Raw genomic sequence first — 15081 nt, 5'->3', positions numbered from 1 at the left:
TGCGCCTGCCCCCTTCGCACAATGCACGGTAATCACCCGACGAGCATTCAAGGAGCAGGGACATGATCGACATTCGCGCACTGAGCTACTTTGTCGCGCAGATTCGCAATCTGAGCCAATGGCAAAGCTACGCCGAGGACGTGCTCGGCATGCCGGTCAGTCCGGCCCCCGGCGGCGGCCTGTATGTGAAGATGGACGAGCGCCCGTTTCGCATGCTGATCGTAGAAGGCGACGAGGATCGCTTTCAGGCCTGCGGCTGGGAGCTGGCCAGCCGTGAGGCCTTCGACGCGGCTCTGGTGCTGCTGGCGAGCAAGGGCATCAGCTGGGAGCTGGGCGATGCCGAGCTTTGCCGACAGCGCGGGGTGCAGGCCCTGGCGGCGTTGGTCGATCCCTCCGGCAACCGTCACGAGCTGGTCTGGGGCCATCGCTCCGACTGCCTGCCCTTCGTGTCACCCCAGGGCGTGCCGCGCTTTATCACGGGCGACATGGGCTTGGGCCACGCAGTGCTGCCGGCGCCACAGTTCGATGCCACCCTGGCTTTCGCCACCGAGGTGCTGGGCTTCTCCGTGTCCGACATCTTCAACTTCAGCCCGGCCGAAGGTGTACCGCCGGTGCGCATCTACTTCCTGCACTGTGCCAACGCCCGTCACCACAGCCTGGCCTTGGCCGAGTACCCAGTGCCCAGCGGTTGCGTGCACGTGATGGTGGAGGTGGACAGCATGACCGAGGTGGGCCGCGCCCATGACCGCATGCAGGCTAGCGACGTGGCGTTGTCAGCCACCCTTGGCCAGCACCTCAACGACCACATGACCAGCTTCTACATGAAGACCCCGTCCGGCTTCGACCTGGAGTACGGCTACGGCGGCCTGCAACTCGACTGGGAACAACACTCGGTCTTCGAATTCACCCGCGTGAGCATTTGGGGCCACGACTTTTCCGTTGGCCGCCCGCAGTAAGGAATCGCCATGAACAAGCAGATGACAATCCAGGATGCAGTGGGTTTGCTGGAAGACGGCATGACCATCGGTTTCGGTGGCTGGGGCCCGCGGCGCAAGCCCATGGCCGTGGTCCGGGAAATTCTCCGTTCCGATGTCAAAGATCTCACCGTGGTGGGCTACGGCGGGCCGGAGATGGGCATGCTGTGTGCTGCCGGCAAGGTACGCAAGCTGGTATTCGGTTTCGCGACCTTAGACGCCATTCCCCTTGAACCTTGGTTCCGCAAGTGCCGCCAGGCGGGGCAGATCAAGGAGCTGATGGAGCTGGACGAAGGCATGTACCAGTGGGGGCTGCGTGCCGCTGGCATGCGCCTGCCGTTCTTGCCCACCCGCTGTGGCCTGGCCACTGACGTGACCCGTTTGAATCCGGACATCAAGACCATCACGTCGCCGTACGCGGACGGTGAGGTGCTGCTGGCCATGCCGGCGCTGAACCTGGATATCAGCTTCCTTCACGTGAACGAGGCCGACCGCCTGGGCAACACCCTGATCACCGGCAACGACCCGTATTTCGATCATTTGATGGCCCGCGCCTCGAAGCGTTGCGTGGTGTCGTGCGAGCGCATCAGCGAACGCCTGGAACTGTCGGCCGAGCAGGCGCGCTGCAACCTGTTCGAGCGCTATCTGGTGACTGGCGTGGTGCATGCGCCCTACGGCGCTCACCCGACCACCTGCTCACCGGAGTACGGCTGGGACCTGGCGCACCTGAAGCGCTACGCCGAGTCCGCCGAGGCGCAGAACGGCTGGGAGACCTACATGGACGAGTTCGTCCGCAACGGCGAGGCCGCGTACCAGGCCGCCAACGGCGGCACTGAGCGCCTGTCCAGCCTGGCCCAACCGGTGTTCTGAGGAGTTGATCATGAGTGTTGCCACTAACTTTTCCCTTGCCGAACTGCTGATCGTCGCCGCCAGCGAAGCCTGGCGCGGCAATGGCGAAATTCTCGCCTCGGGTCTCGGTGTGTTGCCGCGCCTGGGCGCCAGCCTGGCCAAGCTGACCCACAGCCCCGAGCTGTTGATGACCGACAGCGAGTGCTTCCTGGTGGAGGAACCGATTCCCGTCGGCCCCCGTGGCGACTATGTGCCGAAGTACTCGGGCTACATGGGTTTTGAGCGGGTCTTCGAGTGCGTTTGGGGTGGCCGTCGTCACGCGATGATCGGTCCGACCCAGATCGACCGCTTTGGCCAGAGCAACCTGTCATATGTGGGCGATGACTATTACCAACCGAAGATCGCCATGCTTGGTGTGCGCGGCCTGCCGGGTAACAGCATCAACCACAGAAACTCCTTCTTCATGCCTAGCCACTCGACCCGATCGCTGGTGCACGAGGTGGATATGGTGTCTGGAGTGGGCCTGAACCCGGAGCGCTGGGAAGCGGGCATGAACAAAGCGCTGATGTCCATCGGCATCGTCCTCACCGACCTCTGTGTGATCGACTTCAACGGCCCGGACAACGCGGCCCAAGTGCTCTCGCTGCATCCGGGCGTGAGCTTCGCAGAGGTGCAGGAAAAGACCGGCTTCCCTCTGCTCAAGGCACCCGGCATGGGCGAGACCCCGCACCCGACCGAAGAGCAGTTGGCACTGATCCGCCGCCTCGACCCGCACGACCTGCGCTCGCGGCAGCTCAAGGGCAATCCACCAGGCGTGAGGGGAGAGCGTCATGAGTGATTTCATCGAGCGCCACGACCAGAGCGTCTACGAAACCGAGACCCCGGTGCTGTACAGCGTGGCCGACGGCATTGCCACCGTGCGCATGAACCGCAGCGAGTTCAACAATGCGCAGAACTCGCAGATGACCTACGCCTTGGACGAAGCCTTCAAACGGGCGATCAGCGACGATGCGGTCAAGGTCATCGTCCTGCGTGGCGAGGGCAAACACTTCTCCGCCGGTCACGACATCGGCACGCCAGGGCGCGACATCAACAAGGAATTCGAACGCGCCCAGCTGCTTTGGGACCACAGCAACAAGCCCGGCGGCGAGTTCCTGTACGTGCGCGAGCAGGAGGTCTACCTCGGTATGTGTCGGCGCTGGCGCGAAATGCCCAAGCCGGTCATCGCCATGGTCCAGGGCGCTTGCATCGCTGGCGGCCTGATGCTGGCCTGGGTCTGCGACTTGATCGTGGCCAGCGACGACGCTTTCTTTCAGGACCCGGTGGTGCGCATGGGCATTCCGGGGGTGGAGTACTTCGCCCATCCCTACGAGATGAGCCCACGCATTGCCAAGGAGTTCCTCATGTGCGGCGAGCGCATGCCCGCCAGCCGCGCCTATGAAGTGGGCATGGTCAACAAGGTGGTATCGCGCGCCGAGCTGGAGCAGGCGACCTACACCCTGGCCGCGCGGATCGCCCAGCAGCCGCGCATGGGCCTGGCCCTGACCAAGCAGGCAATCAACCATGTCGAGGATCTGGCCGGCAAGCGCACGGCAATGGATGCGGTATTTGCCTGGCACCACTTCGCCCATGTCCACAACGAGCTGCTTTCCGGCGACAAACTGGGCGGCTATGACGCCAAGGCCATGGCCCTGGCCAACAAGCGCGCGGCGGGAGAAGCCTGATGTCGGCCTGGCTGGATACTGAACTGACCCGCCGCCTGGGCTGCCGCTACCCGGTGGTACAGACCGCCATGGGCTGGGTGGCCGACGCCAACCTGGTGATCGGCACCACGCGCGCTGGCGGCTTCGGCTTCCTCGCTGCGGCGACCCTGGACACGCCGCGCACCCGCAGCGAGATCGAGCGGATCATCAACGCCACCGGCAGCCGTAACTTCGGCCTGAACTTCCACATGTTCCAGGAGAACGCTGCCGACTGCGTAGACATGGCCATCGAGTACGGCCTCAAGGCGGTCAGTTACGGCCGTGGTCCGGACGCCGCGACGGTCAAGCGCTTCAAGGATGCCGGGGTGCTCTGCATCCCCACCGTGGGCGCGGCCAAGCACGCGGTGAAGGCGGTGCAGATGGGCGCCGATATGGTCACGGTGCAGGGCGGTGAGGGTGGTGGCCATACCGGCGGCGTGCCCACCTCGATCCTGCTGCCCCAGGTGCTGGATGCGGTACAGGTGCCGGTGATCGCCGCCGGCGGCATGTCCAGTGGGCGAGGTCTGGCCTCGGCCCTGGCCGCGGGTGCGTGCGGCATCGCCATGGGCACACGCTTTCTCATGAGTCGCGAATCACCGACGCCAGCCGCCACCCTTGAGCGCTATCTGGCGGTGAACGACCCGCAGCGCATCCGCGTGACCCTGGCCGTTGACGGCATGCGCCACCGGATGATCGAGAACGCCTTCATCGACCGCCTGGAGCGCGCCGGGGGGCTCGGCCGCCTGCTCATCGCCCTGCGCAGCGCCTGGAGCTGGAAGCGCCAGACCGGTATGAGCGCCGGGCACATGCTCGGCACCCTGCTCAAGGTACTCCGGGAAGAGCCCGAGGCCTTGTCTCAGACGGTGATGGCGGCGAATCAGCCGGTGCTGCTGCAGAAGTCCATGCAAGACGGCCTGCCGGACGAGGGCATCCTGCCTTCCGGTCAGGTGGCCGCTGCCATCGAAGAACTCGCCAGCTGTGAGCAAATCATCAGCGCCATCGTCGCGCAGGCTGAGGCCTGCCTTGCCGAACTCTACCAACGCAACCCCCAACCCCTGGCCGAGCCCTGCAGGAGCGTCCAATGAACAGCGCATTCACCACCCGCCGTGACAACGGCATCGTCGAGCTGGTGATCGACAAGGCCCCGGTCAACGCCCTCGACAGCCGCGAGTGGCAGGCCCTGGCCGACAGCATCAACGCCTTGGGCGCCGACCCCGAGACCCGTGTCATCGTCATTCGTGCCGAAGGCCGGGGCTTCTGCGCCGGTGTCGACATCAAGGAGTTGGACCAGCACCCCGAGCGCATCGTCGCGGTGAACCGCGGCAACTACGAAACCTTCAAGGCTGTGCACCGCTGCCCGGTGCCGGTGATCGTCGCGGTGCATGGGTTCGTGCTCGGTGGTGGCATCGGCATCACCGGTGCGGCTGACATCGTCGTTGCCTCCGAGTGCGCCAGCTTCGCCCTGCCGGAAGTCGACCGTGGGGCGATGGGCGGCGGTGCCCACCTGCAGCGCCTGTTCCCGGTGCAGAAGGTACGTTACCTGTTCTTTACCGGCGAGAAGATCGGCGCCCGCGAGGCCGAACGCTACGGCTTTATCGAGCGCGTAGTGGCCAAGGCCGAGCTGCGCGAAACGGCTTTGCAAATCGCCGCGAAAATCGCTGCCAAGAGCCCGGAGATGATCCGTATTGCCAAAGAGGCGCTGAACGGCATCGAGGACGGCAACCTAGAAGACAAGTACCGCTGGGAGCAGGGCTTCACCCTGCAGGCCTACACCTGCCCGGATTCGGCGGAGACACGCCGTGCCTTCGTCGAAAAACGCGACGCCACGTTCTGAGAGCCCGTCATGGAACTGAACTACACCCCGCGCCAGCAGGCCTTCCGCGCCGAAGTGCGCGCCTGGCTGGCGGCCAATCTGCCGCAGGAACCCCTGGCCAGCTACGACACCCGTGAGGGCTTCGAGCAGCACCGCGCCTGGGAGCGCCAGCTGTTCGAGGCACGCTACTCCATGGTGATGTGGCCCGAGCACCTGGGCGGGCGCGGCTGCGACCTGACCGAGTGGCTGATCTTCGAAGAGGAATACTACGGTGCCGACGCGCCCATGCGTGTCAACATCAACGGCCAACTGCTGCTCGGCCCCACCTTGATGGAGTTCGGCAGCGAGGAGCAGAAGCGCCACTTCCTGCCGCGCACCGCCTCCAGCGAGATCATGTGGGCCCAGGCCTGGTCCGAGCCCAACGCCGGTTCCGACATGGCCGCCATCAATTCACGGGCAATCCGCGACGGCGACCACTACGTGATCAATGGCCAGAAGACCTGGTCGACTCGCGCCAGCTACGCCGACATGGCCTTTGGTTTGTTCCGCAGCGACCCCGGGTCCAGTCGTCACCATGGTCTGAGCTTTCTGATGGTGCCGCTGGACGCGCCGGGGGTGACCATCCGCCCGATCAAGGCGCTCAACGGCAAGGACGCTTTCGCCGAGATCTTCTTCGACGAAGTGCGGGTGCCGGTGGCCAATCGCATTGGTGACGAGGGCCAGGGCTGGCACGTGGCGATGGCCACCGCCGGCTTCGAGCGCGGCCTGTTGCTGCGCTCACCAGCGCGCTTCCAATCCAGTGTGCGGCGCCTGGTACAGCTGTACCGCGCCAACCAGGCCAGTGCCGACCGCGATCCGGGTATCCGCGAAGCGGTGGCACGCGCCTGGATGGGCGCCGAGGCCTATTGCCTGGGCGCTTACCACACCGTGGGCCGGCTCGGCCGAGGGGAGAAGATCGGTGCCGAGTCGAGCACCAACAAGATCGTCTGGTCGGAGCTGGACTTGCTGATCCACGAGACCGCCATGCGCATCCTCGGCGCCAGGGGCGAGCTATTGGGCGACGCGCCGTTGCTCGGCGCTGGTGAGAGCGACTGGCTGGAGGGCTTCCTCTTCGCCCAGGCCGGGCCGATCTACGCCGGTACCAACGAAATCCAGCGCAACATTATTGCCGAGCGGATGCTCGGCCTGCCGAAGTGAGGGGCGGGCGATGAACTTCACCTTTACCGAAGATCAACTGGCCTTTCGCGAGGCCATCAGCCGCTTCCTCATGACCGAGGCGGCGCCGGAGATGCTCCGCGAGCTCTGGGAGACCGAGGCTGGCCGTTCCCCAGACCTGCGCGGCAAGATCGCCGAGCAGGGCCTGACGGCGCTGTCGGTTCCGGAAGACTGCGGCGGCCTGGGCATGGATGACGTGGCCTGGGCGCTGATGACCCAGGAGCTGGGCTACTACGCTATTCCCGATTCGCTGGGCGACACCGCCTACATCGCCGCCGGCCTGCTGGCCGCGCTGCCCGAGAGCGAGCGGCGCAGCCAGTGGCTGGCCAGAGTTGCCGAAGGCAGCGTGCGCGTTGCCGTCGGCCACCCGGTCAACCCTTGGGTCGCCGATGCCCGCGATGCCGACCTGTTGCTGCTGGCCCATGGCGACGAGGTACACGCCGTACCCCGCGCCGAAGTGGATGTGATCGCCAACCCGAGTATCGATGCCTCGCGTCGGCTGTATCAGGTGGCCTGGAATCCGTCGGCTGCGACCTGTCTGGCTGGCGGCGAGGCGGGCAAGGCGCTGTGGGCGCTGACCCTTGATCGCGGTGCGCTGTCGGTTGCCGGGCAACTGGCGGGCCTGGCCCAGCGCATGCTCGACCTGTCGGTGGACTACGTGGCCCAGCGCAAACAGTTCGGCAAACCTATCGGCAGTTTCCAGGCGGTCAAGCACCACCTGGCTGACGTCGCCACCCGCATCGAATTTGCCAAGCCGGTGCTCTACCGCGCCGCCCACGCGCTGGCACAGGGCCAGGGCCAAGCCCGGGTACGGGTTTCCCACGCGCGTCTGGCCTGCGCCGAGGCCGCCTTGCTCGCCGCTCGCCACGGCATCCAGGTGCACGGAGCCATGGGATACACCTGGGAGGTGGACCTGCAGATGTTCATGAAGCGTGCCTGGGCGCTGGATAACGCCTGGGGCGACCGCGCCCTGCACAAGAACCGTGTCGAGGCACACCTGCTCACGGCCGAACTCGCGCCGGGCCATACCTTCGAGGATTGACACCATGCCCCAAGCCTACATAGTCGACGCCCTGCGCACGCCCACCGGCAAGCGCAAGGGCGCTCTTGCCCACGTCCACGCCATTGACCTGGGCGCCCATGTGCTCAAGTCGCTGGTGCAACGCAACGGAATTCCCGCCGACGAGTACGACGACGTGATCTTCGGTTGCGTCGACACCATCGGCTCCCAGGCTGCCGATATCGCCCGCACCAGCTGGCTGGCCGCCGACCTGCCGCTGTGCGTGCCGGGCACTACCGTGGATCGCCAGTGCGGCTCGTCGCAGCAAGCGCTGCACTTCGCCGCGCAAGCGGTGATGAGTGGTACTCAGGACGTGGTGGCGGTGGGTGGCGTGCAGACCATGACGCAGATCCCGATTTCCTCGGCCATGCTCGCCGGTCAGCCCCTGGGCTTCCCCGATCCGTTCTCTGGCAGCCTGGGCTGGCGCGCGCGTTTCGCCGACCAGCCGGTGAACCAGTTTTATGCCGCACAGCGAATCGCCGACCACTGGCGGATCAGCCGCTGTGACATGGAAGCCTTCGCCCTGGAAAGCCATCGGCGCGCGCTGGCAGCCATCGAAAGCGGCCATTTCCAGCGTGAGATCGTGCCTTGCGAAGGTCTGCTTCATGACGAGACGCCGCGTGCTACCAGCCTGGAGAAGATGGCCAGCCTGGAACCGGTAGACCCGAACTTCCCAGCCATCACCGCAGCGGTGTCGAGCCAGACCTGCGATGCCTCGGCGGCACTGCTGGTGGTGTCGGAGGCAGCGCTGCAGCGCTACGGGTTGACGCCCCGGGCGCGCATTCACCATCTGACGGTGCGCGGTGACGACCCGATCTGGCACCTCACCGCGCCCATCGAGGCTACCCGCTTCGCGCTGAAGAAGGCTGGCCTGCGCATGGACGACATTGACCGGGTAGAGATCAACGAGGCTTTCGCTTCGGTGGTCATGGCGTGGGCTCAAGAGCTGGACTACGACCCGGCGCGGACCAACGTCAACGGTGGCGCCATCGCTCTCGGCCATCCCTTGGGTGCTACCGGTGCACGGCTGATGACCACGCTGCTCCACGAACTGGAGCGCAGCGGCGGTCGCTACGGCCTGCAGACCATGTGCGAAGGTGGTGGCCAGGCCAACGTCACCATCATCGAGCGTTTATAGGCGAGCGCGGTTAGCGCCTCTTACCCGACAACAGACAAGGAATAGAGCATGGCAATCCTCAAAGACCGCGTGGTCATCATCACCGGCGCTGGTGGCGGCCTTGGCGCGGCCCACGCCCGCGTGTTCGCTGCCGAAGGCGCCTGTGTGCTGGTGAACGACATCAACCGCAGCGCCGCCGAGGCGGTGGTGGCCGAGATCGTTGCCGCCGGTGGCCGCGCCGCTGCCAACCACAGCGACATCACTCACTACGGCGACAGTGCCAATGCGGTGCGCCAGGCCATCGAGACCTGGGGCGACCTGCACGTGGTGCTGAACAACGCCGGGATTAACCGTGACCGTATGTTCGCCTCGATGACCGAGGCCGACTGGGACGCCATCATGGCGGTGCACCTGAAGGGGCACTTCTGCATCAGCTCGCATGCCGTGCAGTACTGGCGCGAGCGGGCTAAGGCCGGCCATGCAGTGGACGCGCGGATCATCAACACCACTTCCGGCGCGGGCCTGCAGGGCTCCATCGGTCAGTCGAACTACGCCGCGGCCAAGGCTGGCATCGCCGCCTTGACCCTGAACCAGGCCGCCGAGCTCAAGCGCTACGGCATCACCGCCAACGCCGTGGCACCGGCCGCGCGTACCGGTATGACCACTGCGGTGGAGTCCATGGCCACGCGTATGGCTCAGCCGGACGATGGCAGTTTCGACTACTGGGCACCAGAGAACGTTTCCTCGTTACTGGCCTGGCTGGCGTCGACCGAGGCGGCGGGGATGACTGGCCGGGTATTCGAGGCCGAGGGCGGGCGAATTTCCATCGCCGACGGCTGGCGAAGCACCGCCGGAATCGACAAAGGCGCGCGCTGGCAGCCTGCGGAAGTGGGTGAGGCCATGCTCGCTTTGGTGGCCGCCGAGGTTACGGCGCAAAAGGTCTACGGTAGCTGACGGAGCGCCCCTGGCGCAGGAGGTGGTCATGGCTGGACAGGAAGGTGTGGCGCTGGTCACCGGCGCCAGTCGAGGGGTGGGGCGGGGCGTGGCCGAGGCCCTGGGTGCCGCCGGCATGACGGTGTACGTCACTGGACGGAGCGTGCGCCAGGGCGAGGCGCAGTTTCGTGGCCAGGCCCTGGAGGGCACGGTCCACGACAGTGCCGAGGCGGTGACCGCCGCTGGCGGCCTGGGCATCGCGGTGCCCTGCGACCACGGCGACGACGATGAGGTCCGCGCGCTGTTCGAGCGCATCGGGCGCGAGCAGGGGCGGCTGGACATCCTGGTTAACAATGCCCTCAGTATCGATGACAGCCTGACCGATGCCGGCCCTTTCTGGGAGAAACCACTGGCCCAGGCACAGATGCTGGACATCGGTCTGCGCTCGGCCTACGTCGCCAGCCATTACGCAGCGCCGCTGCTGATCAAGGGCGGTGGCCTGATGGCTTTCATTTCGTCCTTTGGCGCCGCTTGCTACATGCACGGGCCGGCCTACGGCGCGCAGAAAGCCGGCAGCGACAAGATGGCCGCCGACATGGCGGTTGATTTCGAAGGCCACGACGTGGCAGTGGTGTCGCTCTGGCTGGGTATGCAATTAACCCAGCGCAGCGCCCTGGCCAGTGGCGGTCACCCGGAGCACTACCGGCAATTCCTCGCCAGCGCCGAGACGCCGCAGTTCAATGGTCGGCTGATCCACGCGCTGTGGCGTGACCCCGAGCGGCAGAAACGCAGCGGTCAGGTGCTGATCAGTGCGGAACTGGCGCGGGAATATGGCGTGCTCGACGAGGGCGGCCGCCAGCCCATGTCCTGGCGTGAGCAATTGGGTGGGCCCCGGCCATTCAACCCGGCCCGGGTGGGCTGAAGGAGGAAAGACATGGATCTGCAAGTGCGTATCGCGCGTCTGGAGTCGCTGGAAGCCATTCGCCAGCTCAAGCACCGCTACCTCAACGCCTGTGACCTGAAGGAGGTGGAAACCATCCGCGACTGTTTCGCCGAGGGCGAAGTGGACATCGACTACGGGCCACTCGGGCGGTTCCAGCACCGCGATGGCTTCATCGAGCTCTACCAACGTCTGGCTTGCCAGCTTCGGGTGATCGACAGCCACCACGGCGCCAACCCGGAAATCGAGTTGCTCGACGACGACCACGCCCGTGGCCGCTGGGCGCTGAGCTACTTCAACCTGGACGCGCAAACCGGCGTCACCCGCCGCCTGGGGGTGATCTACGACGATCGTTACCAGTGTATCGACGGTCAGTGGAAGATCACCGCCAGCCGTTCGCGCATCCTCGCCGAGGTCCTCGGCCGACACCAGCCATAAGCCTGAGCATGGCCGCCCACGTCCGTTTTGACGATGTGGGCGACCGATGCGGCCTTTATATCTAACGGCGCATTCCGACCATCGAGGTTTTCGCCGTGAGACAAGCTCCCCCCTATGTGGCTGGCCATCAGTTGCTGGCTGGCAAATCTGTGCTGATCACCGCTGCCGCTGGCGCTGGTATTGGCTATGCCGCGGCTCGGCGCTGCGCCGAAGAAGGCTGCCGTGCGCTGATGATCTCTGACATCCACCCGCGCCGCCTGGAAGAGGCAGTGGAGCGCTTGAAGGCCGAAACAGGGCTGCAGACGATCTACGGCCAATTGTGCAACGTGGTAGTGGAAGAAGACGTGCAGGCACTGGTGGCCGCTGCCGAACAGACTCTGGGCGGCGTCGATGTGCTGATCAACAACGCCGGCCTGGGTGGCCAGAAGCGTGTCACCGAGATGAGCGACGAGGAATGGCTGCGGGTGATTGACGTGACCCTCACCGGCACCTTCCGCATGACCCGGGCGATGTTGCCGCACATGCAGCGCCGGGGCGCCGGGGCCATCGTCAACAACGCGTCGGTGCTGGGCTGGCGCGCGCAAAAGGAGCAGGCCCACTACGCCGCCGCCAAGGCCGGAGTAATGGCCCTGACCCGCTGTGCTGGGCTGGAAGCGGCCGAGCACGGTGTGCGCATCAATGCAGTATCGCCGTCCATCGCCCTGCACGACTTTCTGAAGAAGGCCAGCAGCGAGGAGCTGCTGGCGCAGTTGGCCGGGCGCGAGGCCTTTGGCCGCGCCGCCGAGGTTTGGGAAGTGGCCAACGTGATGATCTTCCTGGCCAGCGACTACGCCTCCTACATGGTGGGCGAAGTGCTGTCAGTCAGTTCCCAGCAGGCTTGAGGAAGGCGCCATGACCATTGTGTTCAGTAACGCTGACGAGTTGCTCGCTGCCGAGGGTACGGACTTGGGCCACACCGAGTGGTTGGAGATCACCCAGGAGCGCATCGACCTGTTCGCCGAGGCCACCGGCGATCACCAGTGGATCCATGTCGACCCCGAACGCGCCGCCAGTGGCCCGTTTGGTACCTGCATCGCCCACGGCTATCTGACCCTGTCTTTGGCCAACCTGTTCATGCCGCAATTGATGCGCATCGACAACCTGGCCATGGGGGTGAATTACGGCAGCGACCGCACGCGCTTCCCGGCGGTGGTGCCGGTGGGGTCGAAGGTGCGCGGCCGTGGCGAGGTGCTGCGCGCCGAGCGTGTCGGCGAGGCGGTGCAGTTTGCCGTGCGTATCAGCGTCGAGATCGAGGGCGGTGAACGCCCGGGCTGCGTGGTCGACACCCTCAGCCGCTACCTCTTCAATCCGGAATCCAAGTGAGTAATGCCATGAACAATGAAGTCGTGATCGTTTCCACCGCGCGTACTGCGCTGGCGAAGTCCTTCCGGGGCTCTTTCAACGACACCGAGGCACCGCTGTTGGGCGGCGCCGTGGTGCGTGCGGTGGTGGAACGCGCCGGTATCGAGGCCGACGCTGTGGAGGACGTGATCATGGGCGCGGCGGTGCAGCAGGGCACCCAGGGCTACAACATCGGTCGTCTCTGCGCCTACACCGGCGGCCTGCCGCAGAGCGTGCCGGGCATGGCCCTGGACCGCATGTGCGCTTCCGGCCTGATGGCTATCGGCGTGGCAGCAAAAGGCATCCTCGCCGGCGAGATGGAGGTTGCCATCGCGGGCGGCGTTGAGTCCCTGTCGCTGACCCAGACGCGCCACAAGAACACCTACCGGGCCCAGTCAGAGGCAGTGCTCAACTGCATGCCGACGGCCTACATCCCGATGATCGAGACCGCCGAAATCGTCTCGCGTCGATACGGCATCAGCCGTGCTGCCCAAGACGAGTATGCCCTGCAGAGCCAGCAGCGCACTGCTGCCGCCCAGCAGGCCGGCTTGTTCGCTGAGGAGATTCTGCCGCTGGCCGCGCGCAAGCTGTGCTTCGACAAGGAAGGCAAAGAGACCGGCCATGAGGACGTGTTGGTGGAGCGTGACGAGTGCAATCGTCCGAGCACCCGCCTGGAGGATCTGGCAGCACTGAAGCCGGTGTGGAAGGACGGCAAGTGGATCGAGCAGGGCGAGTTCGTTACCGCCGGCAACGCCTCGCAGTTCTCCGATGGCGCCAGCGCCTGCCTGCTGATGAGCCGCGCCGAGGCGCGCCGCCGTGGCCTGACGCCGCTGGGCATCTACCGTGGCATTACTGTGGCCGGTTGTGCACCAGAGGAAATGGGCATCGGCCCGGTGTACGCGGTGCCGCGCTTGCTGCAGCGTTTTGGCCTGACGGTTGACGACGTGGACCTCTGGGAGATCAACGAGGCCTTTGCCGCCCAGGTGCTGCACTGCCGCAACGCGCTGGGTATCGACAACGCCCGCCTGAACGTCAACGGCGGCGCCATTGCCATCGGCCATCCGTTCGGCATGTCCGGCTCGCGGATGGTCGGCCATGCGCTGCTCGAAGGCCGGCGTCGTGGCGCCCGCTACGTGGTGGTGTCGATGTGCATCGGGGGTGGCATGGGCGCAGCAGGGCTGTTCGAGTTGCCCTGAACCCTGATTGTCAGCGCCGCCCGGCCCGGTGCGGTGCAGCCCCGGAGCCTAACCCGTTTGGACGATGTGGGTGCCGGGGGCCGGCCACAAGATTGTACTCACCAGCAACCGCGCGCAGGTCCTGCGACGCGGTTCTGCCAATAACAACAAGAACGAGGATTCTCCATGCGACCTGTCAAAGTGCCAGCGGGCCTCTGTGAAGGGGGCTCCATGCCGCAACTGCTTGCTTACGCCGTTAGCGCTCTGGTGCTGGGCGCTCTGTTCTTCGTTCTGATGTCGTCTCCTGCGCCCCGGTCGTTGCAAACCGCCAGCGCCGAACTGCCCCTGCAGCCGGCGATGATGGTCCCGGCCAATCCCTGGGGCGCCTTCCGCTGAGGCGGACCGAAAACAAGAGGATGCAACATGCTTTGCTTCGTGCACGTCAATCGGCCGAGTGGAGGGCTGCCATGCGCCAGCTGATCGGCTATGCCATGAGCGCCCTGGTGATGGTCACTGTGGGCTATGCCTTCGCCCCGCGCAGCCCGGCGCCGCTTGCCGAGACTCGGCTACACGCCGACCGGGTGCAGATCAACGACATGCTGGTCAACGACCGGCAACTGGTGGCCGTGGGCGAACGCGGCACCATCCTCACCAGCGCCGATCACGGTCTTAGTTGGCAAAGTGCAGTTGTCGAGCCGCAGCGGGCCATCTCCCTGACCGGGGTGACCGCACTCAGCGACCAGGTGTTGCTGGCAGTGGGGCATGACGGTTGGATTCTGCGTTCCGAGGACGCCGGCGCCAACTGGCACGAAGTGGGCTACGACGCCGAGTCCGGTGAGCCGCTGCTCGGCGTGTGGAGCGCCGACGGGCACAAGGTCGCGGCGTTCGGCAGCTACGGGCGCTTCTTTGAATCCGACGACGGTGGCCGCAGTTGGACCCCGCGCGAGGTGAACCCGGATGGCCTGCACCTCAACGGCATGGACGGTGACGTCGACGGTCGGCGCATGCTGGTGGGCGAGCAAGGGCTGGTGATGCGCAGCAACGATGATGGCGCCACCTGGGAGAACCTCACGCCTTTCTACAACGGCTCGCTGTTCGGCGTAGTGCGCCTGAGCGACGAGAACTGGTTGGTCTACGGCATGCGTGGCCATGTGTTCCGCACTGACGATTTTGGTCGCAGCTGGCAGCGCGTCGGCCTGGACCACCATAACCCGCTCTACGGACATGTCTTGCTGCCCGACGGCGGCCTGGTGCTGGTGGGGGCAGACAGCAGCGTGGTGCACCTGGACGCCAGCGGCAAGCTGCTGGACAGCAGTCGGCGCTCTGGCCTCGGCACCCTGACCTCGGCCGCGGCGCCGAGCCAGCGGCTGGTGCTGTTCGGGGGCGAGCGAGGCGTGTTCCAGGGGGCCGACGAGCACCTGGCGGCAGGACATTGAGGGTCGAAC

At 65.8% G+C, this 15081-nt stretch carries 17 protein-coding genes; all 17 read left to right on the top strand.

Going from position 1 to position 15081, the window contains the following annotated elements:
- Positions 1-62 precede the first annotated feature (62 nt).
- The 17 genes from E1573_RS03385 to E1573_RS03305 all read left to right on the top strand — a co-directional run bounded on the left by E1573_RS03385 (position 63) and on the right by E1573_RS03305 (position 15072).
- The gene (locus E1573_RS03385; protein WP_133210672.1) at positions 63-956 is read left to right on the top strand and encodes a VOC family protein; all 894 of its coding nucleotides are present in this window, start codon (positions 63-65) and stop codon (positions 954-956) included.
- Positions 957-965: 9 nt separating this feature from the next.
- Positions 966-1844 (top strand): CoA transferase subunit A, encoded by an 879-nt coding sequence (locus E1573_RS03380; RefSeq protein WP_133210670.1) that lies wholly within the window; start codon positions 966-968, stop codon positions 1842-1844.
- 10 nt (positions 1845-1854) lie between these two features.
- The gene (locus tag E1573_RS03375) at positions 1855-2661 is read left to right on the top strand and encodes a CoA-transferase subunit beta (protein ID WP_133210668.1); all 807 of its coding nucleotides are present in this window, start codon (positions 1855-1857) and stop codon (positions 2659-2661) included.
- A complete protein-coding gene (locus E1573_RS03370) occupies positions 2654-3547 on the top strand; it encodes an enoyl-CoA hydratase (RefSeq protein WP_133210666.1) in 894 nt (297 codons plus the stop codon). The genes E1573_RS03375 and E1573_RS03370 overlap by 8 nt, the downstream gene beginning before the upstream one ends.
- Complete coding sequence (locus tag E1573_RS03365; protein ID WP_133210664.1) at positions 3547-4650, top strand: nitronate monooxygenase family protein; 1104 nt, start codon at positions 3547-3549, stop codon at positions 4648-4650. Before E1573_RS03370 ends, E1573_RS03365 begins: the two co-directional genes overlap by 1 nt.
- Positions 4647-5399, top strand: coding sequence for an enoyl-CoA hydratase family protein (locus tag E1573_RS03360; protein ID WP_133210662.1), 753 nt, complete (start codon positions 4647-4649; stop codon positions 5397-5399). The genes E1573_RS03365 and E1573_RS03360 overlap by 4 nt, the downstream gene beginning before the upstream one ends.
- Positions 5400-5408: 9 nt before the next feature.
- Positions 5409-6575 carry an acyl-CoA dehydrogenase family protein gene (locus tag E1573_RS03355; RefSeq protein ID WP_133210660.1) on the top strand — a complete coding sequence of 389 codons (1167 nt, stop codon included), beginning with the start codon at positions 5409-5411 and terminating at the stop codon, positions 6573-6575.
- A gap of 10 nt (positions 6576-6585) precedes the next feature.
- Positions 6586-7635 (top strand): acyl-CoA dehydrogenase family protein, encoded by a 1050-nt coding sequence (locus E1573_RS03350; protein ID WP_133210658.1) that lies wholly within the window; start codon positions 6586-6588, stop codon positions 7633-7635.
- Positions 7636-7639: 4 nt separating this feature from the next.
- Positions 7640-8791, top strand: a complete 1152-nt coding sequence (locus tag E1573_RS03345; RefSeq protein ID WP_133210656.1) for an acetyl-CoA C-acetyltransferase — start codon at positions 7640-7642, stop codon at positions 8789-8791.
- Between the two features lie 48 nt (positions 8792-8839).
- Positions 8840-9724 (top strand): SDR family oxidoreductase, encoded by an 885-nt coding sequence (locus E1573_RS03340; protein WP_133210654.1) that lies wholly within the window; start codon positions 8840-8842, stop codon positions 9722-9724.
- 28 nt (positions 9725-9752) lie between these two features.
- Positions 9753-10625: an SDR family NAD(P)-dependent oxidoreductase gene (locus tag E1573_RS03335; RefSeq protein WP_133210652.1), complete on the top strand. Its 873-nt coding sequence runs from the start codon at positions 9753-9755 to the stop codon at positions 10623-10625.
- Between the two features lie 12 nt (positions 10626-10637).
- The gene (locus E1573_RS03330) at positions 10638-11081 is read left to right on the top strand and encodes a nuclear transport factor 2 family protein (RefSeq protein WP_133210650.1); all 444 of its coding nucleotides are present in this window, start codon (positions 10638-10640) and stop codon (positions 11079-11081) included.
- A gap of 95 nt (positions 11082-11176) precedes the next feature.
- Positions 11177-11962 carry an SDR family oxidoreductase gene (locus E1573_RS03325; protein ID WP_133210648.1) on the top strand — a complete coding sequence of 262 codons (786 nt, stop codon included), beginning with the start codon at positions 11177-11179 and terminating at the stop codon, positions 11960-11962.
- Between the two features lie 10 nt (positions 11963-11972).
- On the top strand, positions 11973-12443 hold the full coding sequence (locus E1573_RS03320) for a MaoC family dehydratase (protein ID WP_133210646.1): 471 nt from the start codon (positions 11973-11975) through the stop codon (positions 12441-12443).
- Positions 12444-12451: 8 nt separating this feature from the next.
- Positions 12452-13657, top strand: coding sequence for an acetyl-CoA C-acyltransferase (locus E1573_RS03315; protein ID WP_133210644.1), 1206 nt, complete (start codon positions 12452-12454; stop codon positions 13655-13657).
- A 165-nt stretch (positions 13658-13822) separates the two neighbouring features.
- Entirely contained in the window at positions 13823-14032 is a 210-nt protein-coding gene (locus tag E1573_RS03310) for a hypothetical protein (protein WP_133210642.1), read from the top strand.
- A gap of 71 nt (positions 14033-14103) precedes the next feature.
- A complete protein-coding gene (locus E1573_RS03305; RefSeq protein WP_133210640.1) occupies positions 14104-15072 on the top strand; it encodes a YCF48-related protein in 969 nt (322 codons plus the stop codon).
- The last annotated feature ends 9 nt before the right edge of the window (positions 15073-15081 follow it).

The sequence above is a fragment of the Pseudomonas sp. H9 genome (assembly GCF_004353925.1).
Lineage (GTDB): Bacteria > Pseudomonadota > Gammaproteobacteria > Pseudomonadales > Pseudomonadaceae > Aquipseudomonas.
The sequence above is the reverse complement of the archived record's forward strand: the minus strand, read 5'-3'. Positions and strand labels throughout refer to the sequence as shown.